The organism is Succinimonas amylolytica DSM 2873 (assembly GCF_000378405.1).
Lineage (GTDB): Bacteria > Pseudomonadota > Gammaproteobacteria > Enterobacterales > Succinivibrionaceae > Succinimonas > Succinimonas amylolytica.
Map to the genome: position 1 here is coordinate 225,202 of NZ_KB899639.1, position 26,186 is coordinate 251,387.

The 26,186-nt window shown below is 49.8% G+C and carries 16 protein-coding genes and 5 tRNA genes; 5 read left to right on the top strand and 16 right to left on the bottom strand.

Annotation, left to right across the window (positions count from 1 at the left end; translation table 11 throughout):
* The first annotated feature begins 129 nt into the window (after nucleotides 1-129).
* Nucleotides 130-1,041 carry a L,D-transpeptidase family protein gene (locus F557_RS0115185; RefSeq protein WP_019003076.1) on the top strand — a complete coding sequence of 304 codons (912 nt, stop codon included), beginning with the start codon at nucleotides 130-132 and terminating at the stop codon, nucleotides 1,039-1,041.
* 135 nt (nucleotides 1,042-1,176) lie between these two features.
* Here the strand turns inward: F557_RS0115185 and F557_RS0115190 are convergent, their stop codons facing one another.
* From F557_RS0115190 to panD, 14 genes are all read right to left on the bottom strand, one after another.
* Nucleotides 1,177-2,679 (bottom strand): AGE family epimerase/isomerase, encoded by a 1,503-nt coding sequence (locus tag F557_RS0115190; RefSeq protein WP_019003077.1) that lies wholly within the window; start codon nucleotides 2,677-2,679, stop codon nucleotides 1,177-1,179.
* 2,021 nt (nucleotides 2,680-4,700) lie between these two features.
* Complete coding sequence (lnt, locus tag F557_RS0115225; protein WP_019003081.1) at nucleotides 4,701-6,500, bottom strand: apolipoprotein N-acyltransferase; 1,800 nt, start codon at nucleotides 6,498-6,500, stop codon at nucleotides 4,701-4,703.
* A 97-nt stretch (nucleotides 6,501-6,597) separates the two neighbouring features.
* Nucleotides 6,598-7,476, bottom strand: a complete 879-nt coding sequence (locus F557_RS0115230) for a CorC family transporter (protein ID WP_019003082.1) — start codon at nucleotides 7,474-7,476, stop codon at nucleotides 6,598-6,600.
* A 119-nt stretch (nucleotides 7,477-7,595) separates the two neighbouring features.
* On the bottom strand, nucleotides 7,596-8,102 hold the full coding sequence (gene ybeY, locus F557_RS0115235; RefSeq protein ID WP_211209590.1) for an rRNA maturation RNase YbeY: 507 nt from the start codon (nucleotides 8,100-8,102) through the stop codon (nucleotides 7,596-7,598).
* Between the two features lie 3 nt (nucleotides 8,103-8,105).
* Nucleotides 8,106-9,431 carry a tRNA (N6-isopentenyl adenosine(37)-C2)-methylthiotransferase MiaB gene (miaB, locus tag F557_RS0115240; RefSeq protein ID WP_019003084.1) on the bottom strand — a complete coding sequence of 442 codons (1,326 nt, stop codon included), beginning with the start codon at nucleotides 9,429-9,431 and terminating at the stop codon, nucleotides 8,106-8,108.
* A 286-nt stretch (nucleotides 9,432-9,717) separates the two neighbouring features.
* Nucleotides 9,718-11,478 carry an AAA family ATPase gene (locus F557_RS0115250; protein ID WP_019003086.1) on the bottom strand — a complete coding sequence of 587 codons (1,761 nt, stop codon included), beginning with the start codon at nucleotides 11,476-11,478 and terminating at the stop codon, nucleotides 9,718-9,720.
* Nucleotides 11,479-12,053: 575 nt separating this feature from the next.
* Nucleotides 12,054-12,128, bottom strand: a tRNA-Gln gene (locus tag F557_RS0115260).
* 33 nt (nucleotides 12,129-12,161) lie between these two features.
* Nucleotides 12,162-12,238 (bottom strand) — tRNA-Met (locus F557_RS0115265).
* Between the two features lie 13 nt (nucleotides 12,239-12,251).
* Nucleotides 12,252-12,326 (bottom strand) — tRNA-Gln (locus F557_RS0115270).
* Nucleotides 12,327-12,342: 16 nt separating this feature from the next.
* Nucleotides 12,343-12,417 (bottom strand) — tRNA-Gln (locus F557_RS0115275).
* 12 nt (nucleotides 12,418-12,429) lie between these two features.
* Nucleotides 12,430-12,506, bottom strand: a tRNA-Met gene (locus F557_RS0115280).
* A 316-nt stretch (nucleotides 12,507-12,822) separates the two neighbouring features.
* On the bottom strand, nucleotides 12,823-13,914 hold the full coding sequence (gene ychF, locus F557_RS0115290; RefSeq protein ID WP_019003089.1) for a redox-regulated ATPase YchF: 1,092 nt from the start codon (nucleotides 13,912-13,914) through the stop codon (nucleotides 12,823-12,825).
* Nucleotides 13,915-13,917: 3 nt separating this feature from the next.
* The gene (pth, locus tag F557_RS0115295; protein WP_019003090.1) at nucleotides 13,918-14,526 is read right to left on the bottom strand and encodes an aminoacyl-tRNA hydrolase; all 609 of its coding nucleotides are present in this window, start codon (nucleotides 14,524-14,526) and stop codon (nucleotides 13,918-13,920) included.
* A gap of 63 nt (nucleotides 14,527-14,589) precedes the next feature.
* Nucleotides 14,590-14,970: an aspartate 1-decarboxylase gene (gene panD / locus F557_RS0115300; RefSeq protein ID WP_019003091.1), complete on the bottom strand. Its 381-nt coding sequence runs from the start codon at nucleotides 14,968-14,970 to the stop codon at nucleotides 14,590-14,592.
* A gap of 488 nt (nucleotides 14,971-15,458) precedes the next feature.
* Between panD and F557_RS0115310 the strand changes: the two genes are divergently transcribed.
* Nucleotides 15,459-20,198: an alpha-2-macroglobulin family protein gene (locus tag F557_RS0115310; protein WP_019003093.1), complete on the top strand. Its 4,740-nt coding sequence runs from the start codon at nucleotides 15,459-15,461 to the stop codon at nucleotides 20,196-20,198.
* An 849-nt stretch (nucleotides 20,199-21,047) separates the two neighbouring features.
* On the opposite strand, the gene F557_RS0115325 is transcribed toward F557_RS0115310, so the two are convergent.
* Both F557_RS0115325 and purU read right to left on the bottom strand, forming a co-directional pair.
* Nucleotides 21,048-21,275 (bottom strand): hypothetical protein, encoded by a 228-nt coding sequence (locus F557_RS0115325; protein ID WP_019003096.1) that lies wholly within the window; start codon nucleotides 21,273-21,275, stop codon nucleotides 21,048-21,050.
* 251 nt (nucleotides 21,276-21,526) lie between these two features.
* Complete coding sequence (gene purU / locus F557_RS0115330; RefSeq protein WP_019003097.1) at nucleotides 21,527-22,372, bottom strand: formyltetrahydrofolate deformylase; 846 nt, start codon at nucleotides 22,370-22,372, stop codon at nucleotides 21,527-21,529.
* A 276-nt stretch (nucleotides 22,373-22,648) separates the two neighbouring features.
* On the opposite strand from purU, the gene F557_RS20380 reads away from it, so the two are divergent.
* From F557_RS20380 to F557_RS0115350, 3 genes are all read left to right on the top strand, one after another.
* Nucleotides 22,649-24,274 carry a sigma-54-dependent transcriptional regulator gene (locus F557_RS20380; RefSeq protein WP_019003099.1) on the top strand — a complete coding sequence of 542 codons (1,626 nt, stop codon included), beginning with the start codon at nucleotides 22,649-22,651 and terminating at the stop codon, nucleotides 24,272-24,274.
* Nucleotides 24,275-24,531: 257 nt separating this feature from the next.
* Nucleotides 24,532-24,888, top strand: a complete 357-nt coding sequence (locus F557_RS20385) for an Hpt domain-containing protein (RefSeq protein ID WP_019003100.1) — start codon at nucleotides 24,532-24,534, stop codon at nucleotides 24,886-24,888.
* 5 nt (nucleotides 24,889-24,893) lie between these two features.
* Complete coding sequence (locus tag F557_RS0115350; protein ID WP_019003101.1) at nucleotides 24,894-26,171, top strand: FIST N-terminal domain-containing protein; 1,278 nt, start codon at nucleotides 24,894-24,896, stop codon at nucleotides 26,169-26,171.
* Nucleotides 26,172-26,186 lie beyond the last annotated feature (15 nt).

The window sequence follows — 26,186 nt, forward strand, 5'->3', positions numbered from 1 at the left end:
CTGAATTCCTGTTCGGCGCCCTGTCCTGCCCCGTTCCGGCCCTTTTTCAGGTTCGTTCTCCATCCTCTTTTTTAAGCCAAACCGGCGCAAGATCTGTATAATGTGAGGTGTTTTAACGAGGATGAACCGATGAAGTTTTTTTCTGTTATTTGTTTTGGCATCATGGCTCTCGCTCTGAATGCCCATGCTGTAACCTACAGGGTTCCCGAAAACGGCAGCCGGCTGGTGGGAGAGCTTAAGATTGTCAGGGTTCCGGGCGGAAACGTCTCTCTTGAAGCCATTGCAGCAGATTATCAGATGGGCTTCAGCAATATGCTTGAGGCAAATCCCAAGGTTGACCCTTATTCGCCGCGTCCGGGAACCAACATTGTTATTCCGCAGCAGCTGATTCTTCCGGATACCGTTCACGAGGGAATTATTATCAATTCTCCGGAGATGCGTCTTTATTATTACCATGGCGGGTATGTGGATGTTCTGCCCATCGGTATCGGTCAGCTGGGCAAGGATACTCCGGCCGGGTGGGTAACCAAGGTGGAGCGCAAGAAGGACGGCCCCACATGGACTCCCACTGCCGCCACCCGCAAGGAATATGCCGACAAGGGAGAATATCTCCCGGCGGTGGTTCCGGCAGGTCCCGACAACCCCATGGGGCTGTATGCGCTGTATGTGGGCCGGCTGTTTGCCATTCACGGCACCAACGCCAATTTCGGCATCGGACTCCGGGTCAGTCATGGCTGTGTCCGTCTCCGGGATCCGGATATCAAGTATCTTTTTGAGAACGTGCCGGTGGGTACCCGTGTGGAGTTTATAAATGAGCCGGTGAAGGTTACCCGGGAACCGGACGGCGGTATTTATGCCGAAATTCACCAGCCGCTTTCCACCACCTTCGAGCAGATTAATTCCGACAGCTATTCGCCCATTGTTCTGAAACCCAAAATCCGGGAGTTCTTTCAGAGCAACGAAATAAACACCGCCATTCTGGATCAGGAGTTTAATGAGAGAAGCGGAATTCCGGTGATGCTTAATCCGGTGGATTTCTGACGGCAAAGCAGCCGGATCAGTTTTTTGCTGTTAATAAATCCGGTTGTCAGTATGCTGTGCATAAGCTGTTATTCATCCTGTGAATAAATTGTTAATAACCCCTTGCAGCTAATTATGATGCAAGGGGTTATGGTTTTAGGATTCGCTATTTTCCAGCCGGTCCGGAAGCCGGATGTTCTTGAAGGAAACTCTGATTATTCCTCCGGGAAGCTTCTCAGTTGCTGCAATATCTCCGGAAAACTGATAGGGGTATACTCTGGCGGGATTTGCCGATACACTGAAGTACAGGACGGTTTTCAGGTCCTTTGTGGCGGTCTCTGCCCGGGAACACTGCCGTTCCTGGAGACATTTTCTTTCCCGGATCCCCTGGCTCATGATGTATCCCCAGAGGGCGTGCTCCGATGAGTGCATGCCGTTTCTCCAGAGATGCTGTTTCCGGCCGAAACGTACCTCGCCGTATTTTCTGTCGGTGTATTTGCCAAGCCAGAGCCGGAGCTGATCCTGAATTTCATATTTACCTTCCAGATTCAGGGTGAGGGCTGCCTGATCCAGTTCGGCATAGACCCACCAGCTGGCGCCGCTGTTCCGGGGGTTTTCATACCATTCCCGGCCGTCCGGAGTGGCGGCCCGGTTTACGGTGCTCAGCATGCCCCGGACGGCCTGTTCCCGGATATGCCGGTCTCCGAGACGCGAAGCGGCCAGTAGTTCCATGGTAAACCCCTTTACGGTGTGTCCGTAGTCGGAATGCCTGGCGTTGGCACCGGAGCATTCCGGCCTGTCCAGACAGCCCCGGAAGGAAAGGCCGTCCTCATGCAGATAATACCGGTTCATGCTTTTAAGAGCGGCGGCGATGTCAGCGCTGAAGTCCTTCATTTCGGATTCCGGCACCAGAGTCCAGACCAGCAGCATATAGGCGTTAAGCTGATCCAGAACAGCCACCAGCTCCTTCTGATCAGTTTTATCGCTGTCGCTGTCCTCCAGTACCCACTTCATAAGATGATTTTCCCGGTCATAGTAGTTAGCGAAGATATACCGTTCTGTGCGGATAATGGTGCTGATTACCCGGGGGTCATGGGTAAGGTAGGCGTTCATAGCCAGCCCGACCAGAGCATAGGCGAGATCCTGAGCATTCCTCTGTGCTGCTTTAGGAGTTCCGTGCCCGGCACTGTCAATGGTGGTGTAGAAAACGCCGGCAGGATCCCGGGCGTATTCCAGAAGGTAGCGCACTCCGGCCTGATGGAGTCTCAGACATTCGGGATTTCCGGTTAGATTGAACAGGGCTCCGTAGGCAAAGGTCTGCCGGGATATCATTCTCACGAAATCAAGTTTAAGGATATCCGGCATTCGGGCATTGCTGTTCTGAGGGCCTTCATCCGGGCACACAAAATGTTCCGGGGTAATCAGGCTGCCGTCATTGCAGCGCCAGGTGGGGAATTTTCCTTCCGGGATTCCGAATGCCGTGGGATGAAGCCAGAATTTTTCCAGAAAACCAGCATGTTCCTGCCAGTCGGCCGCAGTGGGAAGAAAACCGCTGACGGATACGGGAGAATATTTTGGGGCGGGGGCGGCAGCTCCGGATCCCGGGGCTGACAAAGCCGCGGCGAATGCCAGTACGGCCAGCTTTTTTGAAAAAATCATGCGAACTCCTGTTATGCAGAACCAGCGGCTATCATTTCCGGTAACATCAGAAACAGTTGTAGCACGAACAGGGCGGAAAGCGGAAGAGGAATTTAGGTCCGGGATAATGTTTCAGTTCCTGGCGGGAGCAGAATTATGGCTGCTCCGGAAAATTATGAAACTTTGAAAACGCTGAAATTACCCCCACTCAACCGGGAAGCGGGTGCGGGATCAGAGAACTCCAAAGACAAGAATTGCCTGAAAGCAGGAATTCGCCAGCGGGGCAGGAGCGGGATTTCGTAATGCCCCGGGCTTAATCCCCGGGGAATAGGGTTCGTACCAGAAGATGTCCGGAAGTAAAAAGGTATGTCCTACTTTACCTTGCAGTTATATGTGTTCTTACTTTTTCGGTAAACTTGCACGCTACCTTTTATCAGTGGTAGTTCCTAACCAGATAGAATAGAAAAGTGCAACAATAGGAATAAATAACCAAATGATATTCCATAATGATCTGTTTAGTGCTTTAATGCGAAATCCTGCCACCACAAGGGAAGCAATCGCTAATCCTCCAACAAAGAGCTCAGTCCCTGATTCCCGTAAGAGTATTATGGAAAGTATACAACAAGGCCAATATATAAGATTAAAAGTTAAACGATTCATGAACCATCCTTGCTATTACAAATAATTAGTATCTGTATATTAGCGTTTGCCCTGGCTAGGAATACATAATAAATTGCGTAAATCGTGATTATGCTCTTAAAAAGATCTGCTCCTTTTTTTTCTTTATGTAAGGTGATGTAACAATAATTGCAAATGCTGAAATCACCCCCGCACTCAACCGGGAAGGGGGGAGAGCTCAGAGAACTCCAAAGACAAGAATTGCCTAAACGCAGGAATTCGCCAGCGGGGCAGGAGCGGGAAGCTAATTGGGGCGGCTGGCTCCAGAATCCGGGGAAATAAAGTTCATGTCAGAAGCTCCCCGGAAATAAAAAAGCCGGAATTTTGCAATACCGGCAAGAGAGAAAAAAACTGGAATCGCAGGAGTCTTTAAATAATTTTTGGCCTCCTGCGGGGTTAATTTAGCAGTGTTCGCCGTTTACGTAGCTGAAGTAGTAGGCACGGGTTACCGGAGCCAGGCGATTTACTGCAATGTATCTGTTAAATAATCTTCTCATTTTGCTTACCTCTTGTTATTTGTCAGGGGCTTCTTAAACTTACTGGAGATCCCGTCTCACTTTACATAGCTGAAGAAATAGGTACGGGTTACCGGAGCCAGCTGGTTTTGTGCTGCTGCGTATCTGCTGAATAGTCTTTTCATTCTGCTTCTCCTTATTTTCTGGGAGGATTGCCCGGATATAGTCCGGAGTTACTTCACATAGCTGAAGAAGTAGGCGCGGGTTACCGGAGCCAGACGCCTGTGAGCTGCAACGTGCTTGTTAAATAATCTCTTCATTTTGCTGCCTCTGTGTTTTTCTGGTCTCAAACTTATACTTAATCCTAGATACTCTGCATATTCCCGAAATTACTTCACATAGGTGAAGAAGTAGGCGCGGGTTACCGGAGCCAGACGGTTGTCTGCAACATATCTGTTAAATAATCTTTTCATTGGGATTTCCTCCGAAACTTTTACCTGCTCATCTCCCTGAGCACATTTTTATGATAGTGATATACCGCACAAAACGCAATAGCAAAATGTAAAATATTTACAAAAATTTTTCATGAAAATACTTTCATGATTCTGAAATGGTTTTCAGATTTTCTGTCTGCTATTCATACAAAGCGTTATTTTGTAGTATCGGTGCCAATTATTGGGAATCCGAGATGAATTTTTTAATAAAAACAGTGAAAGGCACAAGGGAATAAAGTTTCATAATTTCTGAAAATATGTGCGACATCTCACATACATTTTGCAAGTAAAAGAGGGAGAGAGCAGGCCTTCCGTTTTTCCGGATTCTGCTCAAAAAAGCAGCAGGCAGGAACAGGAGCTACGGACAAAGATGGCCGGGGCGGACGGGGACGGGAATCCTGATAACAGCCCCGGACTATCTGTCAGAATTAGTGAGTCTTTTCAGCATCATTTCCAGCTGCCGCAGGGCTTTTCTGCTGCCTGAGGGGCGCACGGAATCCTGGCTTTTCCCGGAGGAAGTGGTACTGCTGTCAGGGTTATCTTCCGGAGTTTTTCTGAGTATTTTTGCGGTGCCGGCAAGTCTCAGAAGGTTTGTCAGCCTTGCGAGACAGAATACGGAGGTCAGAATGTAAATCAGGTACAGCGGCAGTCTTCCGTACCGGGCAAACGGAGTAAGGCCCTGATTGGGAGTCATGATTCCGGAAAGATGTCCGGCAATGTTTTCTCCCAGAGAGTTCTGAATACTGCCGTTCCTGTCAATAATGGCACTGATGCCGTTGTTGGTGGCCCGGAGTACCGGCTTCTGAAATTCCATGGCCCGCATCCTGGCGATGTTAAGGTGCTGTACTGGCCCCTGGGTTCCGGTGAACCAGCCGTCATTGGACAGAGTTACGATGAAATTGGTATGAGGCTTTATCTGTTCCCGGAGTTCGTTTCCAAAAATTATTTCATAGCAGATAGCGCTGGCGGCATTGAGTCCCCGGACTTCAATATTCTGCTGTTCCGGAGCGCCGGGACTGAAGGAGTTCATGGGCATGTTGAAAATAGGCCCCAGGCTTTTGGCCAGCTGTCTGACCTGATAGGGGATGAATTCCCCCACCGGCACCAGATGCTTTTTCTGATAGCGGTTGTGATGCAGAAGCTCATAGTCGGTTGTACCCCGGGCATCCATAACTCCCATGGCAACCATGGCGTTATAGAATCTAAGACCGTGACTGGCTTCGGGATCCTCGAAGCCCAGCGGGGAGTTTTCGTAATACTGGATGCCGGTGATAAAGCCTACGCCATGATTTTTCATGTAGCGGTGCATTTCGGAAATTATATGAAGTCCGTGCTCCGGGTTTTCCAGATCGTTTTCAAAGGCCGGCACTGCGGATTCGGGCCAGACCATGATGTCCGTGTCGATAGCTTCTTCCGAAAGGCTGTAGTAGGTCTCGATAATGGGGATGACATTTTCCGGACGCCACTTGGTTTCGGTTTTTATATTTCCCTGAATCAGGGTGGTTTTTACAGGATTCAGCGGAATAGTGAATGAAAGATCCCTGATGACAAAGGCCGCGACCACAATAAAAATACCGGCAGTCAGGAATACCGGGTTTCTTTTGGCCACGGAGAGGCTTATGCTCATGGTCAGTATCAGAAGCAGCAGGGTGACACCTTCTCCGCCCAGAAGAGGGGCGAAGCTGGCGAGAATGCTGTCCGTCTGGGTATAGCAGAGCCAGTCCCAGGGAAAACCGCTGAGAAACCAGGCGTAAAAAACGTCGGACATGCTCCAGAATACCGGTATCAGTACCAGATGGCGCAGAAACAGATTACTGGGAACAAGTCTGACCGCCGCATAGACTCCCAGTGCCGGCAGCAGTGTCAGGTACATCCCGAAGAGCACAATGATGCCGCCTGCCAGAAGTACCGGCATTTCTCCGAAGGTGGTCATGACATTCATGATCCAGCCCAGGGACAGAGAATGGCATATAGTTCCGAAGATTCCGGTGGCTAGAAAGGCTCTTTTCGGGGTGGACTGAAAGACGAGGGTGATCCCGAATATCGCAAGTCCCACCATGGAACAGAGATAATGAAGTGGTACGGACGGCACAAATCCCATACTGGTCAGCACTGCGGCCGGGGGGCACCCGATGATCAGGGCCAGTTTTTCCGCCGAGTACTTACGGGAGTTTCCTTCACCGTCGCCGCTTTGAAAAAGCTTCAGAATGTTCATGTCAGAAAAACTCCGTGAGACTGTGGAGGAAGCGCTTCAGAAAAAATCCCGGGAGAAATCCGGGAGCAAATTACAGTTAAAAATGGAGATGGTGCGGCTATTCCTCTTCCCGGGGATTAACCGTCAGCTGCAGCAGATGAATGCTTCTTTTATCCGCAGACAATACCCGGAAATCAAAATTTTCAATGGAGATAGAGTCACCCTTGGCAGGGAGGTGTCCGAAGGCATGAAGAACCAGACCGCCGATGGTGTCATATTCGTCATTGGTGAAGGAGGTGCCGAATTTTTCATTAAAATCCGCAATCGGTGTCAGACTCAGCACATGGTACAGGCTGCTGTTAATTTCGGTGATATTTGCCGGGGCATTATCCTCGTCATCGTACTCATCCTCGATTTCACCCACGATAAGCTCCAGAATGTCTTCGATGGTTACCAGTCCGGAAACGCCACCGTATTCATCCACCACAATGGCCATGTGGTAGCGGCACTGCTGAAATTCCTTGAGCAGCTTGTCGACCCGCTTGCTTTCGGGAACTACCACCGCCGGTCTGATGATATCGGTAACAGGAGCGTTCTCCCGGGTGACGATGTACTTAAGAAGATCCTTTACCAGCAGAATGCCCTCGATGTGATCCTTGTCCTCGTGGATTACCGGATAGCGGGAATTGCCGGATTCGATGATTTTGGGTATCACGTCGTTAATGCAGGCATCAGACGGCAGAGTGTTCATCTGGGATCTGGGAATCATAATATCACGGACCCGGAGTTCGGAGATTTCAAAAACCCCTTCGAGCATGTCCTGGGTGTCTTCGTCAATGATATCCCGTTCGCCGGCTTCGGTGATGATATCGGCCAGCTCGTCCCGGTCATTGGGTTCACCCTTGAGCAGGTGTCCCAGGCGGTTAAGCCAGTTGCTGCGTTTCTGAGGATGCTGATGTGCTGTGGCGGAGTGCTCAACGCTACGCTCGTCGCTCATATTTTATTAACGGTAATACCGCTCCCTGTGCTGATTCATAAAAAATGTCCGTGCATTATAAACCTTTTCGGAGCTGTTTATCCGGAAAAATGGGGATTTATCCGGATTCGTTCTCAGGATTACGGGGTTTCGGAATCCGGCTCGTCATCCTGGTACGGATCCGGAAAACCCAGTTCCTTAAGCACAGCGATTTCCCGGGATTCCATGATCTCGGCTTCCTCGTCTGTAATGTGATCAAAGCCCAGAAGATGCAGAGTGCCGTGCACTATCATATGAGCCCAGTGTTCTGCGGCAGTCTTGTGCTGTTCCCGGGCTTCCCGTTCCACCACGCTTTTGCAGATTACCAGATCGCCGATAAATGATCCCATGAGCTCCTCCGCAAGTTCCGGCGGGAGATCTTCAGGAATTTCAGCCGGAAATGAAAGCACATTGGTGGGACGGTCGACATGCCGGTAGGTACAGTTAAGATCCTGGCTTTCCGCTTCGTCCACGATTCTGACGGTCATGCTGGATTCCCTGTCGCGGATGCCCCGGGCGGCGACTTCGGCATACCGGGCAATAGCATTCTCATCCGGCAGTCCGGCGGTATCGGCCACTTCAATCTGATAGTCTATGAGAAACATGATGCATTACTCCCTGACAAGCTCGCCCCGGAGGGTATGAGCCATAACGTAGGTGATTTTTACAGTGCGGAAGGTTCCGATAAGGGCCGGGTCCCCCGGGAAATTTACGGTGCGGTTGTTATCGGTACGGCCCCGCAGCTCCTGAGAATTCTTTACGGAGAGGCCGTCCACCAGTACATTCTGCACCGTGTCCAGCATTTCCCGGCTGTAGGTCTGGGCAAAAAAGTTTATGCGGTTCTGAAGCTCGTAAAGCCGTTCCTTTTTCTCCGTCAGGGAGACATTGTCCTCCAGGGAGGCTGCAGGAGTTCCGGGACGGGGGGAATAGATAAAGCTGAAGCTCTGATCGAAGCGTACTCGATCCACGAGATCCATGGTGTCCCGGAAATCTGCCGCGGTCTCTCCCGGAAAGCCCACAATGAAGTCCGAGCTTATGGAGATTCCGGGGCGGGCGTCCCGGAGCTTTGTCACCACCTCGAAATATTTTTCCCGGTCGTATTTGCGTCCCATTAGCCTGAGAATTCTGTCGGAGCCGGACTGTACCGGGAGATGCAGTGAACTGGCAATCTGGGGAAGATCCCTGAAGGCGGTGATAATTTCGTCCGTGAGGTCGTGAGGATTGGAGGTGGTAAAGCGGATTCTTTCGACACCGGGAATTTCCGCCACAAGATAGAGAAGCTCGGCGAAGTTGCATCTTTTTCCTGAGGCATAGACTCCGCTGTAGGAGTTGACATTCTGGCCCAGGAGATTGATTTCCCGGATTCCCTGATCTGTCAGAATCCGGATCTCCTCCAGTACTGCTTCGGGGGAACGGCTCATTTCCTGGCCTCTGGTGTAGGGCACAATGCAGTAGGTGCAGAAATTGGAGCAGCCCTCCATGATGGTTACAAAGGCAGATGAGCCGTTTCTGCCGGCGGGGGAGGGCAGGAAATCAAACTTTTCAATATCGGGAAAGGAGACATCCACCACTTTTCTGCCGTTTTCCCGGACTTCATTTATCATGGACACCAGGCGATGAATGGTCTGCGGCCCGAAAACCACGCTTACCATCGGAGCTTCAGAAAGCACCTTCTTGCCGTCCTCGGACGCCACACAGCCCCCGAAGCAGATGATTGCCTTTTCTTTGAGCAGTTTTTTGTGTTTCCAGCTGAAGAGCTGATTGTATACCTTGTCTTCGGCCTTTTTGCGTACGGCGCAGGTGACCAGAACCACGATATCGGCTTCTGCAATTTCCGGAGTTTCCTGCCAGTTCTGGGATTTCAGAAGATCCCGGATGCGGTCAGAATCGTACTCGTTCATCTGACAGCCCCAGGTCTGGATAAAGAATTTAGTCATTTAATTTACAAAGATTGCTGAATACTTGAGATGTCATATTATCGCAGATTTCCGGTAAAACGGGAATTTGAGAATGCGGCCGGGGCCCTGGTGTCCCGAAATCCGGAGGTCAGCCGTGCCTGTCTGTTCTGAAACGGAATTACTGGTGTGATAGCTACCGGAAGGGATAGCCTTCAGACCGGTGATATGTCCTGACAGTATTTTCAGATTACACGCTTATTTAAGGCGGTACATGCTTTTGTAAGGCATTACCACAAGTGAACTGCCGCAGTTCAATTATCCGCCGTTACCCGCAGTATACGCATTCCGATCCCGCAAAAACCATGGCATAGGCCCTGACCTGTTTTCCCTGGAATTCCAGGGCGGTCCTGTAGGTACTGACCTGTGCGGAAGCTTCCTTTTTCAGGCATTCAAGCTTTGCTTTCGTAGCCTCCTTCTTGGCAGTATACTTCAGCTCGATAAGATAGATGCATTCGTCCTGGGTTCCGTCATTTACCGTAATTACCAGATCGGCATATTTTTCACCCTTGCCGGCAATTCTCAGGGATTTCTGCATTTCAGCAAAAACACCGAACATAGAATCAAGCTTGGCGTGAAGTACCAGATTCAGGGCCATTTCACTCATGTGCGACAGAACCTGATTAGTGAAGATACTGCTTAAAAACTCCGTACATGAATTTGCAAATGATGAAATATCGTCATTTGCTTCGAGCATGGCGGAGATATCCAGTACCTGATACTTAAACAGTTTGCTGGGTTTTAGCCGTAAATCCACAGTGCACTGGGCAAACAGCTTTGACATGAACATGTTGGGAATTTTTAATGATAATCTGCTGCTGCTGGATAGCTTTGGATCAATGGTGAGATAGCCGAGGTAATACAGCATGGATAGCAGCTGGACATCGTCATACCTGGCTGACTTGTTTAAATTAATGTTTTCGGCAAGATTTTTAATACTGAAGGATCTGCCGGTTAAATAAGTATCGATAATTCTGTCTGCCAGTCCGTCTTCGGCAATAGCAAAAAGCTGCTTCAGTTTTGAACCGTCATGATCAGAAGCTGGGTCCATACAGTCTTCAGGGGCGATAAAATCATGTTCCTTCCGTAGCTTATTTAGATAATACAGACACATGGAGGAGTTATACAGAGTGCTCTCAGCAAGTCTGCTGAAGCAGTATCCGTCATACACCGGCTTCATTCGGGAAATGACTTCCTCAGCGGTTACGCCAATTTTTTGTAAATCGGCCAGTTGCGGGATTATGACTTTTAGCTCATCCTCAGTGAACCCGGCATACGCGTTAAAGCATTCATCCGAAGTGACATTAAGTGCTATGTTAAATCCGGAGGTAAGGGAATCAAGGGATACTGATGATACCCCGGTGATAAAGGTTTTTGCGATACATCCGGCATCGGCGGCAGCTGCCTTTATTGCTGCATAAAAATCCTTGAGAAAGCCTCCGGTTCCGGTTATTGCCTTAAACAGTTTGAAATCCTGTGAGAGAATGCTGTTGGCGAAATTGTCATATTCGTCAATCATTATGTACAGTGATTTTCTGGAAGGATATAGCAGGTAAGCGTCAAAAAAGGACTTGATAAAACCGGAAGGTGTTTTCCTTTCACTTTCAGATGGTTCAAAAACGAAATCAGCGTAACGACTTCTGAAATCGGTTATTCCTCTTTTTATGGCAATTATAAAGTTCTCGATTAGCGTGTTTCTGTCATCTCCGGATACTCCCGAAAAATCAAAATTCAGTACATGATAGGAGTTGTGACTTTCCATATGCTCATTGTAGATGTCTGTTTCTGAAAACAGCTCTTCATATCTGTCCGCATATGATATGTCGTAGAAGCACTTAAGCATCTGAACAAAGGTGCTCTTGCCAAATCTTCTCGGACGCAAAAGAACGGGATATCGCGTCATTCCAACATCATCCAGTGACTTAATCGTTCCGCTTTTATCGGCAATAGCTCTTTTGAGCTTGCGAAACAGTTCATAGGAAACTTCACCGTATGGGGAATTTAACAATTTAACTTCACTATCTGACATAACGAATCCCTTGTTCCAAAATCATATCTGACATCTTTGTGCCTTATAGACGTATATGTATAATTTATGGCTGTTACGTGCAGGATGTCTGTGATTTAGAATGCTCTATAGCTCCTGATGTTAAAGAGTTTCGCCTTAAATAGCAACTTTTAGGGGAGACTATGGTGATTAAGACATTAGATTTAGCGGGCATGGCAGCGGGGTCTGGCATGAGCACAGCCCGTGTGATCTTACAGACAGGAACCTCAGTGCAAATTATTTTATGCCGGCGACTTTCCGTTAGCCTGCACATTTTTTCTGATCTTGAACCTAATGGTCGGTCTGTCCGGAGGTGCGGTAATTTTTTCATTACCGCCGGGATGCTGAGCGCCTGCTGATGGAGCCGGTGCCCCAGACGGTGGTTCCGCTGCCGGAAGGAATACCATAACCGTTATGCGGTATTTTGGAAAATACGCGAAGCGGGATTTGTTTAGTTCATGGAAAAAGCAAAAACAGAGATGCAAAAAATGGAAGTAGCAGCTAAAGGCTCTGACAGAAAATAATAGCGGGATGAAAATCTGAATACAATGAATGAGTGGCAGGGGTACCAGGGATCGAACCTGGGGATGGTGGAATCAGAATCCACTGCCTTACCACTTGGCGATACCCCTATGCATGATGTACGTGAACAAAGCCATACCCGATGGTAGCTACGACTAGAATCGAACTAGTGACCCCCGCATTATGAGTGCGATGCTCTAACCAACTGAGCTACGTAGCCAACTAGAAAAATATGGCAGGGGTACCAGGGATCGAACCTGGGGATGGTGGAATCAGAATCCACTGCCTTACCACTTGGCGATACCCCTATTCACTCTTTGCTCCTGGCAGGGGTAGCTAGGATCGAACTAGCGTGTGACGAGATCAAAACCCGTTGCCTTACCACTTGGCGATACCCCTACACAGCAAATTTGGTAGCTACGACTAGAATCGAACTAGTGACCCCCGCATTATGAGTGCGATGCTCTAACCAACTGAGCTACGTAGCCAAAGTTAATTTGCTTGTGAAAGCGGGGTGAATTATCAGGTTTTAAGGGATTTTAGTCAACACTTTTTTTCAAAAAAACTGAAAAATCTTGATATTGACTACTTTTTGAACAGAAGATGGCTGTTTTATGAGCGCGGAGTTAGAAAAATTCAAATTTTAGGAGGCTGCTTCTGCGGCTCCGGGCAGAGAGACTTTTTCTGAAAAACGGCATTTCAGGGAACCCGGAAAATAAAAACCCCGAAGCGGTTTCTTCGGGGCGGGGGTTCATCGTACGGAACCGGTGCTGCCAGAATTGCTATCTGGCGACATTACCGGTACTAGACGTTGAACAGGAAGGTTATGACATCGCCGTCCTTAACGATATAGTCCTTGCCTTCAGAGCGCATTCTTCCGGCTTCCTTCGCCCCCTGTTCGCCATGATATTTAATGTAGTCGTCATAGCTGATGGTCTGGGCTCTGATAAAGCCTCTCTCGAAATCGGTGTGAATCTTTCCTGCAGCCTTGGGGGCGGTGGCGCCTACCGGAATGGTCCAGGCTCTGACCTCCTTCGGTCCGGCAGTAAAGAAGGTCTCTAGGCCCAGAAGGCTGTAGCCGGCCCGGATCACTCTGTTAAGACCGGGCTCTGCAATGCCCAGACTTTCCATGAATTCCCTGCGGTCGGCGTCATCCATGGTGGCCAGATCGGCTTCGATGGCGGCGCATACCGGCACTACCACCGAGCCTTCCCTGCTGGCGATTTCGGTAACCGTATCAAGATGAGGATTTCCGGTAAAGCCGTCTTCCGCCACATTGGCGATGTACATGGTGGGTTTCAGAGTAAGAAAACCGCATTCCCGAACCAGAAGCTTTTCTTCGGCAGTCAGTCCCAGGGTGCTGAGCTTTTTGCCTTCATTAAGTGCGGGAAGGCACTTTTTTAGCACCTCGGTTTCCTTGATAGCCGCCTTGTCGCCGCCCTTGGCCTTTCTTTCAAGTCTTTTAAGAGCCTTCTCGCAGGAATCCAGGTCGGCCAGGGCAAGTTCGGTGTTGATAACATCAATATCTGCAGCCGGGTCAATTTTGTTGCTGACGTGAATTACATTGGGATCCTCGAAACAGCGCACCACATGGGCGATGGCATCGGTTTCCCTGATATTCATCAGAAACTGGTTTCCCAGTCCTTCTCCCCGGGAGGCTCCCTTCACCAGCCCCGCAATGTCCACGAATTCCATGGCGGCGGGAACTATTTTCTGGGGATGATCGATTTCTGCCAGAGCATCCAGCCGGGGATCCGGAACCGGAACAATGCCGGTGTTCGGCTCAATGGTGCAGAACGGAAAATTTTCAGCAGCGATTCCCGCCTTGGTAAGAGCATTGAACAGTGTTGATTTACCAACATTAGGAAGACCTACAATGCCGCAGTTAAAACCCATTTCTTACTCCTTATTAGCCTTGAAACTGTTGAGACGGTTAGTGGCCCGGGCCAGATTCTGACTGAATATGATATCAATGCACTCCAGCGCTTCGTCCAGAGCGGCGTCGATAAGCTTTCTTTCAGCCGGGGCCGGGGTTCCCAGTACAAAACCGATCACCTCGCCGTGGTTCCCGGGTTTTCCGATGCCTATTCTGAGCCGGCAGAAATTCTGGGAGTTTCCCATGCTGGAAACGATGCTTTTGAGACCGTTGTGCCCGCCGGTGCCGCCGCCGATTTTGAGACGGGCGGTTCCCGGAAGCAGATCCAGTTCATCGTGGAGCACCAGAATCTCCTCGGGAGCAATCTTATAGAATCCGGCCAGGGCGGAAACGCTTTTGCCGCTGAGATTCATGAAGGTGGTCGGAAAAAGCATTCTGACTTCATGGCCGCTGATGTCGCCCCGTCCGGCGATGCCGAAGAATTTCGGCTCTTCCCTGAGCGATATGCGATGCCGTTCAGCCAGCATGTTCAGAAGATCATATCCGAGATTGTGCCGGGACCTGGCGTACTCCGTTCCGGGGTTTCCCAGACCGACAATCAGCTTGATTGATTTGATGGAATTTTCAGTCATACTCTAAAATTACAAAAAACAGGAATACCGGGCGTATCCCTGTCTCCATGTCAAAAGATTCCGCTAGCCCAGCTGAACCGGCAGATCCTTGCTGGTGCGTACAATTTCGTTCTTTCCGTTAAGATAAACCAGGCTGGGCTTGTGGGCGGCAACCTCGGTTTCGTCAAAAATTCCGTAAGCACAGATGATTACCCGATCTCCCACAGCGGCCATTCTGGCAGCGGCTCCGTTGAGCGATATTATTTTTGATCCCCGCTCGGCGGCGATGGCATAGGTATGGAATCTGGCGCCGTTCTCCACGACGTAGATGTCTATCTGTTCGTGTTCCGCAATTCCGGCGGCGTCCAGAAGATCCATGTCGATGCTGCAGGAACCCTCGTAGTTCAGTACTGAGTGGGTTACCCTGGCCTGGTGAAGCTTACATCTGAGTAAAATTCTCTGCATTTATGCTGCCTTCCTCTTTAAAAGTTTGGTTAATGTCGGATTACGGGATTCCCGTAAAATGCAGTGCACACATTCTGAGATGCTTTGTTGATTCCCGGTGCTGCGAAATCGTGCGTAATTATAGCCGATAGAGCTGTAACAGGTGGTAATTTTTTTGACATTAATCAAAATATTTCATACGGCAGTTTTTGACAGCTTAGGAGGCTGAAATCCGAAAAAAGAGACCGGAAGTCCCATTGTGCATGATTCGGCAGGCTTGAAAGCCATGCTGAGTCCCCGGTCGGATGGTACTTGCATGCTTTTAAAAAAAACGGCCAGGGAATAAAATTATTAGTTTTAGGTTCCGGAGGTTTTTGTTCATAAGTTCAGTCTGACGGGAGTGTCCTCCGGCTCCTGAGGCTGTCTCTTTTGCTGTTAAGCGAAACAGGAAGCCGGAGGACTGAAGCCATGATAAACCTAGAATGTTTACCATATAGGGATTTACGACGATGAAACTATCCAAACTGGCATTATCGTTAATTGCCATTTCCGGTACCGGCTATGCCTCGCTCAGCGTGGCTGCAGGCGGTATTGAAGTACTCCGAGTTATAGATGAGAACCAGACCGGTGCCGCCACCTCCTGTCTGATTATGAATCAGGGCATGGACAATCCTGATAACACTCCCAAGGCGCTGGCATCTTATATCCGGGTTTTTAACAAGTCGACAAACAAGACTGAGGAGCCGGAAGCTCTCATTAACGATCGCTCGGTATGTCTTTCGGGACTCAAGTTCGGAACCGAGTACCAGGTGACTCTTAAGGAAGGGCTTAAGGCTGCCAACAATACCAGACTGCCGAAGGATGTTTCCGTAGATTTCACTACCATCGATCACCAGCCCATGGTGAACTTCCTGCCCGGAAATATCATTTCCAGGGCTTCGGCAGAGAAGAAGGTGGCTGTTGAAAGCGTCAACATGGACAAGTTCCGGGTCTCCCTTTTCAGGATGTCGTCCAATGACCTGGCCAGCTACACCTCCCGGGCTACCGATACTCTTGATGACCGCTGGGGAACCATCGACTACATAATGTCCCATGGCAAGTTTATAGGAACCCGGCTGTACAATGCTGACGGAAAGGTGAACAGCCGGCAGATCACCATGGTGGATCTCAAGGAACTGGGCGGCAGCGGGGATTCCGGGGTTTATACGCTCCTGATTACCTCTCCGGATCTGGTGCCGTGCGACAATACCGGAGCCTGCCTCTCCGAGCTGCAGGACAAGTACAGCGCTCTCATGGTGGCCAAGTCGGTGGTGATTTCCGATATCGGTCTTACCACCTACCAGAAAAACAGCGGCATTGATATTGCAGTAAGATCCATTGGCTCTGCGCAGCCGCTGGCCAACGCCAAGGCAACTCTTATCAACGCCGCCAATGAGGTTATTGCCACGGTTATGACCGGCAAGGACGGCTATGCGCATTTTTCGAAGGAAGCTGTTAGCGGCAGGCATTCCCAGGAGCCGGTGCTCCTCAATGTGGTCAAGGACGGAGATTTCTACAGTCAGGATCTCCGGGTCAGCCCGCTGGTGATTGAAAATGTCAAGACCTCGTCGGCAGTGCAGCTAAATCCGGATTTCAATGTTTATGCCTATACCAACAGAACTCTGGTGCGTCCGGGAGAGAAGGTCTACTATGAGGCTATTGTCCGGGACAGCAAGCTCAGAGCTGCGTCTGTCAAGGCTCTCAAGCTGATGGTTTACCGTCCGGACGGCCTGCTTTACAAGGAGGCAACACTTGCCAATCCGGCCAGCGGTGCCTTTGATTACGAGTTCGAATTTGACAGTCATGCTGTTACCGGCACCTGGAGATTCGTGCTGGGCTTTGACAAGAACAGCATCCTGAGCACTACCAGAGTAACGGTGGACAACTTCATTCCTTCCAGCATCGATCCGGTGATCGTTACCAAGAAGCCGGTGATTTCGAAGGATGAGCTTATCGAGATCAAGACCAAGTACATCTATGACGCCCCGGCTCCGGGAATCACCATGTCGGGAAATTATGTGCTTAAGCCGGACAATCATCCGGTGGAGAAGTACAAGGATTACTACTTTGGCCCCAACCAGAAGGAATTCGAGAATCTGAAGAACTATGGCGGTCTCAATGAAGTAGAATCCGGGGGCAGCGGCGATATAACCATTAATCTGAGTTCGCTGGAAACCGCAACGGAATATCCGCAGGTGATTGATCTCAGTCTTAATTTCACCGATCCCAATTCCAAGCTGATTTCCAAGGTACAGAGCTACAAGCTCAGCTTCCCGGAGCCGATGGCGGGAATCAAGACCGATTTCAGCAAGGAGGATCCTCATAAGTCCGACTTCGGGGTGATTCTGGCGGATCAGTCCGGCAAGCTGCACAGCGGCAAGGTGGATTATGCCATTTACAAGAGAAATATCACCTATCAGTTTGTTTACAACAATGGCTCCTGGAACTATTTCCAGAATGAGTATCTGAGCCCGGTAACTGCCGGGGTGATGGATCTCGGTGCTGATACCAAGGGGCGGATTGCCTACACCTTCCAGGACGGCAGTTACGTTGCCAAGCTGACACACGGCGATCTGGAAACTTCCGTGAATTTCTATGTGGGCTCCATGTCCTGCGAGAATCCCAAATATCCTGACAGATTTGAGCTCTTTACGGACCGGGAATCCTACAAGGTTAACGATACCGCCTACTTTGAGTTTGACAGTACCTACAGCGGATATGCCGATCTGGTGCTGGACGGTCTCGGGTCAGGCAATATGTATCACTATGAGGTCAAGAAGGGGCATAACAAGCTTCCTCTGAAGATAACCCCTGACTTTGTGAACGGTACCTACGCCATTCTGACCACCTATGCATCTAGCGAGAACAAGTATCTGGGATCCCAGAGATCTATCGGGGTGGCCTACCTTTCCATGGACAAGAGCGCGGATATTCTGAAGATTTCTGCAGAGGTTCCGGAGGTTAAGCCCAACAGCGGTGTGGATATCAGAATCAAGGTTGACAATGCCGATGCGAATACCTATCTGACAGCGGCGCTGGTAGACAAGGGGATTCTGAGTATCAACAATCAGAAGGCCCCTTCTCCGGACAAGGCTATCTACAATCAGAAGAACTTCAGGTCTCAGATATTTGATCCCTACTCGTATATCATGAAGAGCGTGGATCACAACGGTCAGGGCTATGGTGATGACGGAGCAGAGGATCTGCCGGCAGAGACCCCATCTCTCAGCAATATTACCAAGGAGCTCCTGTCCTACTACTCCCCGAAGGTAAAGGTGGAGAACGGCTATGCCACAGTGCATTACGATCTTAACGCCATAAGCAGTACGGCCTCTCTAATGGTAAGCGCCTGGTCTCCGGACAAGCTGGGATCCTATTCCCAGGATGTCAAGATTCGGGATTCCGCTGTGGCCAGGATGAACATGCCTTACTACCTGCATCAGGGCGACACCATGAAGGCTGATTTCTCGATTAACAATATTTCGGGAAAGAAGGCGGCATACAGCTATGAAATCACCTGCTCCGGCACTCTGAAGTGCGGTGATAAGGGCAAGATTGATGTGGCTGACAAGGCCGTGGCCAAAACTCCGGTGACTGTAGATGCCATTAAGTCCGGTGACGGCTACATTGACATCAGAGTCACCTCCGACGGTTACAGCTTCAGCACCCGTAAGGAAATTGCCGTCCTGAATCCGATGTCCCGGATGCAGGAGAACCGCATTGTTGCCATCAGCCCGGGCAAGAGCGAGAAGGTTTCCTTTGACAATGTCTTTGCGGATGGGGTTCAGGCAACGGCCAGATTCGGCAAGTACCCGCTTTCTGATGTCAGCAAGATTGTCTCCGGATTCCTGGATTCCGAAAGCATGTACGGCAGTGTCTTTGACAACAGTGCTGCCGGTCTTTCGATTCTTTCCGTTCTTTCCGAAATGGAAAAGAGCAAGAAGGGAGATCCGAAAGAGCTTAACAGGATGAAGAAGTATATTAACGATACCGTGGGGCTGGTGCAGTCGAAGATAGACATGTACGGCAACGTTACCGGCTACTTCCAGTCCTGGAAGGAGCAGAGATATGCCATGGCGTATATTGCGCTGTTCCTGGCTGAGGCCAACAATTCCGGCTTCAATGTCAACAAGACCATTATGGGCAACCTGAAGAACACTCTCATCGAGCTCGAAAGCGATGACAGCGACAATATTGCCGCTCTCTCCATGTATGCTCTTGCAAAAATGGGGGTAAATGTCAAAACCAATGCCATTTACCGGTTTGACAGCACCTTTGAGAAGGAAAAGCCCGAAATCGAGTCTCTGGCATACTATGCTGACATTTTTGGAATGTACGGCGATACCGACAGACAGAAGAGGGCGGTTGAAAGAGGAGCTGATGTGCTGAAGGCCGTTAACGACAAGTACAATATTGTAGCCAATACCTACCGGGTTTACGATGACGTAAACTTCTACAAGGAGCTGCTCCTGTACTTCCCTTACCGGATTAACAGCGTGCACCACGATGCCCTGGCACTGATCCGTTCCTCCATAAATGCCGGATCATCCAAGAAGCTTAACGGTCTTTTCGGATTCCTTTCGGCAGGAGGCTATCTGAGTGATGCCAGCAAGGCTATTGTGGTTGACATGTCTGCTCACAGCAAGACTCCTGAGGCCAGTGCCAGCTACACTTTGAAGAACAATTCCGTAACGGTTTCCAATTCTTCCTCCGAGCTGGCCGTGGCTACCGTTTCCGTCAACGACTACGTGGCTGCAGAAACTCCCTTCAACGGCATTGTGCGTTTCACACAGCGCTATTATGACCGGAGCGGCAAGGAAATAAAGGGTCCGATTAACCTTAAGGTTAATGATGACCTGCTGGTGGTTAACGAGTTCAGCTTCAAGACAGCCTTTAGCGGCAATCTGGCATTTGAGAGCAAGATTCCGTCCAACACCATTCTGGTCAATACTCTGACCAAAGGGGATATCAAGAAGCGCTATCCGAGTCTGAAGGCAGATCAGTTTGGTTATCCTGATGTCACCAGGGGGGATGCCGGTCTGGTAGTGCACCAGTCTGTAAACAATGCCAAGGTTGTTTCCTTTGCCTATGTTGTCAAGGCGGCGCACAAGGGGGTGTCAGTGCCTCTGATGAGCAGCGGATATATTTCCAGACTGACCGACAGAACCTTTAATGCCTATAACGAGACGGCCTCCATTACAGTCAAGTAAGGAGAGAAGGAAAGAAGTCCGTCCGGGACGGGCTTTGCTCCGGAGTCTCTAATGAGCTTTTAGTCATTAGAGCCTTAGAATCAGAGGAGCTTGCAGAACCAGTGGGGCTGCAGGCTCTTTTTTTGTTTCTGTATCATACCTGAAAAGCCACTCGGGGAAGTATGGTAAAAATGAGGGGAGCAGAGGGGGACCGGGTATAAAAAAGCAAAACCGGGGATGTCCCCGGTCATGAGAGATAGCAGTCCAAATGGAGAGGATGACTGATTCAGAGAGCGGCAACCCCCAAAAATATCATTGCCATCAAAGCACCAAAAACCAGAATATCCCCTGAATATTCGAGCACTGTAAAGAAAATATCAGAATTTGAATCGTTCATTTCGTAACCCCTTTATATGACACAGCAGTCCTTCTTTGTGAAAGATTTCATCAAGGATCCGACTAACCCCGTAATTATTAACGGGCTTATCGCGTCAAAATTCCGTGTGTTTCTACAGCTTATATTAATTCTGCAATCATTGTTGCACATTATCTGCGTGCTGTTAACAGTAAAGGAACAAAAGTGTAATGGAATTTAAATTTATATCATGTTTTGGGTAATTAATAATGAAAATACTACATGTGGCGGGGGTGCTTGCACAGGATTACCGGATATTGTATTTCAAAAAATGCAAAAATCGGCTTTAAGACAGGGTTCGGGGAATGGTATATTAATGGTCAGGGCGTTTTGCAGTGCTTAAAATTTATTAATTATTTTTAAAAAATTAATAAATGAGAGCAGTGTCATAAAAGTATCAAAAAGACAAAGGGAGCTCATCCTAGCTCCCTTTGTCCGTAATGGGGTTTCAGAAATCAGGCTACGATGTTTATGTGCGATCCCAGACGATCCGAAGGCACAGCACCGGCAGCGTTAACGTGAACGCGAGATCCTCCGGAAGCCAGAGTTCCCGGGTTGGACTGTGCAGTGTCCTGAATCAGCTTGAGAGCCATCTGACCGTCAGCTTCCTGGGCCTTCTTGGCAAGGGCGGCCTGCATGACCTCCATGCCGTAGTTATCTGAACTTATTGATGATGCATCCATGTCGGCATCCTCCGAGATTGTTATCCTTTAGGTACAACTCAACACTCTGTATTTTATCATTTCTGCTACTGGAAGTCCTCAGATTCGCTGCTGCAGCTTTCCTGTTTATGACAATGATCACTGTTTTGAAACAGGATGTTTGGTATCGGCAGCATCAGGAGTTTGTTCCGATAGAATCATAAAACAAGAAACTCCGCCGTTCTCCGGAGGGGCTGAACGGCGGAGTCTTGCACATAGAACCGGCGGAATTATCAGAATACCACGGTCTTGTTGCCGTGGATAAACACCTTGTCGGCGATGACTCTGCTGAGAGCCCGGTCCAGTACCATTCTTTCCACGTCCCGTCCGGCCCGGGCCATGCTTTCAGCCGAATAGTTGTGATTAACCTTGATAACGTCCTGGGCAATGATCGGTCCTTCGTCGAGGCTTTCAGTTACAAAATGGGCAGTGGCCCCGATGATTTTCACTCCCCGGTCAAAGGCCTGCTGATAGGGCTTGGCTCCCATGAAGGCCGGCAGAAAGGAATGGTGAATGTTGATCATCTTGCCCTTCGGGAAGTGGTTTACGAATTCCGGAGAGAGGATTCTCATATACTTTGCCAGCACAATATAGTCGCTTTTGAACTTCGCGATTGCTTCCAGCATGCGCTTTTCATGCTCTTCGCGGGAGATTCCCTCATGGCTTACCGTGATGTAGGGAATATTGAATTTTGCGGTCAGGTCTTCGAGCACGCTGTAGTTTCCGATAACCCCCACGATATCGATGGGCATGGCGCCGGAGTAGCTTTTCATAAGCAGATCCCCGAGAACGTGCGGTTCCTTGGTGACCAGAATAAGAATTTTCTTGCGGCTTTCCGGTTCCAGGCGGCAGCGCCCTCCAGCCGGTATGGAGCTTATAATTTCGTTTACCATAATGTCGCCGTTACCATTTTTGAAATCGCCCTCGATCTCGGTTCTCATAAAGAAACGGCTGTCAGTTTCGGAGACAAACTGATCATTTTTTATGATGTTGAACTGATGTCTGAAGCAGGCTCCGGTGATCATGGCAATAAGCCCCTTGGCATCCGGGCATTCGGTAAGGAGAATTCTGCGTTCCATTTGCTGACTCTGACCTCTGATAATCAATAAAGCTGTGCTATTTTACCAGCATTGCGCCGTTATGCAATCTTGAGCACGGTCTCTGGCTGGCCGTAATTCCGGAGGCTGTGCTTTTTTGCGGACTCCGGCAGTTCTGATTTTTCGTGAGCCCCGGTTAAAAGCATAACACCTGTCAAACAAAGACAGTCTGGAATGGGTTAGAATCGGCCTGTTCTGCCGGAGAGCGATCCGTGCAGTGCTTTGTTCCGGAGTTAAAGAGGATTCTGGTAGCCGATTATGCTGGAAAATTATAAGGTCAGGATTTTAATCGTCGAGGATTCAAAATCGCTGGGGATGGTTTATGCCGCTATAGCCAGACAGCTGGATGTGGTTGTCCGTGTAGCCGATACCGGAACTCAGGCCATGGCGATTATCAATGAGTTTGAACCGGAAATCATCCTGCTGGATCTCCTGCTTCCGGATGTCAGGGGGCTGGATATTCTGAGGTACATTCAGAAACAGGATCTTAAAATTGCCACCATCGTGATGACTGCCAACGGGACTGTGGACTATGCGGTGGAGTCCATGAGACTGGGGGCCTACGATTTTCTGGAAAAGCCCATCAGTGCGGACCGCCTCCGGACCACACTGAACAACACCATTGAAAAAATCAAGCTCTCGGCTCTGGCAGAGCCGTTTATTCCGGGAAACGGCATTCCCGGAGGATTTATCGGAGAATCACCCGCCATTAAGGCCGTTTATGACCGTATCAGCAGAGTAAGATATTCTAACGCCGCGGTGTTTATTACCGGAGAAAGCGGCACCGGCAAGGAGGTCACCGCCAACGCGCTTCATGAGATGAATACCTCCAGGAAAGGGCCCTTTGTAGCCATTAACTGTGCTGCCATCCCCCGGGAGCTTATGGAAAGCGAGCTTTTCGGGCATGTGAAGGGAGCCTTTACCGGGGCTACTCAGGATCATCAGGGGGCGGTGTCTCTGGCGGACGGCGGCACTCTCTTCCTGGATGAGCTGTGCGAAATGAGCATTGATTTGCAGTCAAAGCTGCTGCGCTTCCTGCAAAGTTCGGTTTTTCATAAGGTAGGATCGGCAAAGGATGAAAAGGTTGATGTCCGGATTATCTGCGCTACCAACAGAAATCCCATGGAGGAAATTCAGAAGGGCCGCTTTCGCGAGGATCTGTTCTACCGGCTTTATGTGATTCACATTCATCTCCCGCCGCTCAGGCAGCGGGGGTTTGATGTGGTGCTGATTGCCAGATACTTTCTTAAGAAGTATTCCGAGGAGGAGAAGAAAGGCTTTATCGGCTTTTCAAAGGATGCCGAGGAGTATCTGATGAGCCGCACCTGGCCCGGAAATGTCCGGCAGCTTCAGAATATGGTGCACCAGGCGGTGGTGCTGAACACCGGCAAGGTGATGACCCGGGATATGCTGCCCCGGGACATGATGCAGGGAGACGCCCCGGCAAATAAAAATGCCGTTACTTCAGATACCTTCATGAGAAATACCGGCAGCATCTATAATGCTCCGGCGCATTTTTTTGGAACTGACGGGGATTATGGTGCCATAAACGGTTATAAAATATCCGGGACCCCCGGGGCTGTTTCAGAAGCCCCCCGGAATGATCCTCCTCCGGTGCGGACGTCATCTTCCGGAGAGCTCCCGCCGGTTTCCCGCGATGCCGCCGTCAGCTTTTCCGTTGATATCACTAGCGCAGTGCCGCCTCTGGAGGAGGTGGAAAAACGCTATATTCTGGAGATTCTCAGGAGAAATTCCGGTTCGGTGTCCCGGACGGCCGAGATGCTGGGGCTGGTTCCTTCTACTCTTTATCGCAAAATTTCCCGGTGGCAGAAATCCGGAGAAATCGTAAAAACCGGAGAGGTGTATTTCAAAAGTGCCGACTGATTGTTCCGGCGTTACGGAGCGTGTTTTTTGAAATTCCCGGCTGGAAATGCTGTCGAAAGGCAGCGGAAAGTTTGGAGTATGTCGGTTTTTGAGATTTTTCCCTTTCGGACGTGCGGCGTTTTTGACAGCTATTGCATTTTTTTTACGCAACTATTGTTATCATGCCCTGCAGGGAAGCGCTCGCGTGGTTCCCGGCTCTTTTTAGTGATTAGGATGTCCTGGTATTTGCACAGGGGGACAGCGGGGCGGATTAAACAATGATTATAGATATGAGTATCCTGCGAGCCATGGTCAGAGACGTGGGAATAGAGATGTTTCCGGGAATCCGGGATGTCTATGTTCAGGAAGCGACCGAAACCATCGAGCGTATTCAGAAGGCACTGTCGTCCGGAGATTATCAGACTCTGGCACGTGACATTCATACTCAGAAGTCGGTTCTGGGAACCTACGGCGCCGCCGCGGCCCTGGAGCAGGCTCTCAGTCTTGACAGAAAATGCAAGGCCGGAGTGGCAATCGGGGAGATGGAAGCCGAAATCAGACAGTTTATCGGCACTCTTCTGGAAACCCGGGATGCCGTTTCCGGTCTGACGGCGGAAGATCTTAAGGAATTCTGAAGGCTATGCAGGTTGTTACTGCCGGTTCCATGCTTTCCGACGAAAGAGATGCTGTGGAGCAGCTGGCACGGGAGATTCTGAAGAACGGCCGGAAACCGGCCGGGGTGTGCTTTTATTTTCAGAAATCTCTGTCTCCTGACAGACTGCGGGCTGCTGCTCTGGAGTTTTTTCCCGGCATTCCCATTGTCGGAATGAGCACCAAGGACCGGGCATTCGACAGAAATGTTGTTATCGGCAGCAAGAATACGGGATCGTCCGTTTCTGCAGGCGGTGTTTCCAGGAGCCGTTTTTCCGTAAACAGATTTGAGGAGCCGAAGGTTGTCAGTAACAGCGGCGTTATTGCACTGGCCTTTGCCGGCGATGATGTTTCCCTTGGCAGCTTTGCCGGAGTCTATGCTGATGACAAGATCATCAATTCAGAACGGGTGTTCAACAGAATTTCCAAGAAGGCCGGATTATGCGGGGTTTTTCCGGATCTTATCATGTTTCACTGTACTGAGGACGCCCAGATTCCCTTTGCCCGTGCTCTGGCAGAATATATGGGGGATTCAGTGCAGGTTGCCGGCGGAATGTTTGATATCTCCGAAGGCGAAGTGTCAGTATTCACCGAGGAAGGAGTTCTGACCGGGAAAAGCATCTACATAATGACTTTTCTGTACACGGACTGCGATGTGCTGGTGACCGGCGAAAGCAGCTCAGAACCCGAAGGTCATCATGGGGTGGTTACCGCGGTCTCCGGAGAAGTGATTTCCGAAATTGACAATCAGCCGGCGGCGGATGTTTTTTTCAGGTGGCTGGATCGGGATATCTCATCCTGGAGTCCGGACAAGATCAATCAGGAGCTTTTCAGGCTGCGCAGTCAGTGGACCATTGCCAGCCAGACTGCCAACATCAGAGGAACCATCTGCTTTAATATTACCTATCCGGTGCTGGTAAATCCGGATCACTCCCTGAGAATCTCCAATGTCTGGGAAAAGGGAATGCGCGTCTGTCTCATGGCTGTGAGTTCCCATGACATTGTCCGGCATTTCGGCAGGGTAAGATGTCCCTCGGATCGGACGGTTCAGGGAGCACTGCATTATATGTGCGACAGCTATTCCTCTGGCGAAAGGGAATCCGTTTTTTTTGACACCGTGGTTGCGGCGATCAGAGGCAGTGAGAGCTTTCCGTTCGTTACTGTCCCCCAGCATGGGGAGTTCGCCAAGGATATGGATAACATGGAATTCATAATGGATAACTACGTGATATCCTCGGTGTGGTTTCTGGAAAAGGATCCTGATTAAAGGAAAAGTCTTATG

Excerpts from the sequence above, each read along its gene's own strand:
- purU (WP_019003097.1), bottom strand. The coding sequence starts at position 22,372 with ATGGAACGCAGAATTCTCCTTACCGAATGCCCGGATGCCAAGGGGCTT.
- F557_RS0115190 (WP_019003077.1), bottom strand. The coding sequence starts at position 2,679 with ATGATTTTTTCAAAAAAGCTGGCCGTACTGGCATTCGCCGCGGCTTTG.
- miaB (WP_019003084.1), bottom strand. The coding sequence starts at position 9,431 with ATGACTAAATTCTTTATCCAGACCTGGGGCTGTCAGATGAACGAGTAC.
- F557_RS20385 (WP_019003100.1), top strand. The coding sequence starts at position 24,532 with ATGATTATAGATATGAGTATCCTGCGAGCCATGGTCAGAGACGTGGGA.
- lnt (WP_019003081.1), bottom strand. The coding sequence starts at position 6,500 with ATGAACATTCTGAAGCTTTTTCAAAGCGGCGACGGTGAAGGAAACTCC.
- ychF (WP_019003089.1), bottom strand. The coding sequence starts at position 13,914 with ATGGGTTTTAACTGCGGCATTGTAGGTCTTCCTAATGTTGGTAAATCA.
- F557_RS0115310 (WP_019003093.1), top strand. The coding sequence starts at position 15,459 with ATGAAACTATCCAAACTGGCATTATCGTTAATTGCCATTTCCGGTACC.
- F557_RS0115325 (WP_019003096.1), bottom strand. The coding sequence starts at position 21,275 with ATGGATGCATCATCAATAAGTTCAGATAACTACGGCATGGAGGTCATG.
- panD (WP_019003091.1), bottom strand. The coding sequence starts at position 14,970 with ATGCAGAGAATTTTACTCAGATGTAAGCTTCACCAGGCCAGGGTAACC.
- F557_RS20380 (WP_019003099.1), top strand. The coding sequence starts at position 22,649 with ATGCTGGAAAATTATAAGGTCAGGATTTTAATCGTCGAGGATTCAAAA.
- F557_RS0115350 (WP_019003101.1), top strand. The coding sequence starts at position 24,894 with ATGCAGGTTGTTACTGCCGGTTCCATGCTTTCCGACGAAAGAGATGCT.
- F557_RS0115250 (WP_019003086.1), bottom strand. The coding sequence starts at position 11,478 with ATGTCAGATAGTGAAGTTAAATTGTTAAATTCCCCATACGGTGAAGTT.
- pth (WP_019003090.1), bottom strand. The coding sequence starts at position 14,526 with ATGACTGAAAATTCCATCAAATCAATCAAGCTGATTGTCGGTCTGGGA.
- F557_RS0115185 (WP_019003076.1), top strand. The coding sequence starts at position 130 with ATGAAGTTTTTTTCTGTTATTTGTTTTGGCATCATGGCTCTCGCTCTG.
- F557_RS0115230 (WP_019003082.1), bottom strand. The coding sequence starts at position 7,476 with ATGAGCGACGAGCGTAGCGTTGAGCACTCCGCCACAGCACATCAGCAT.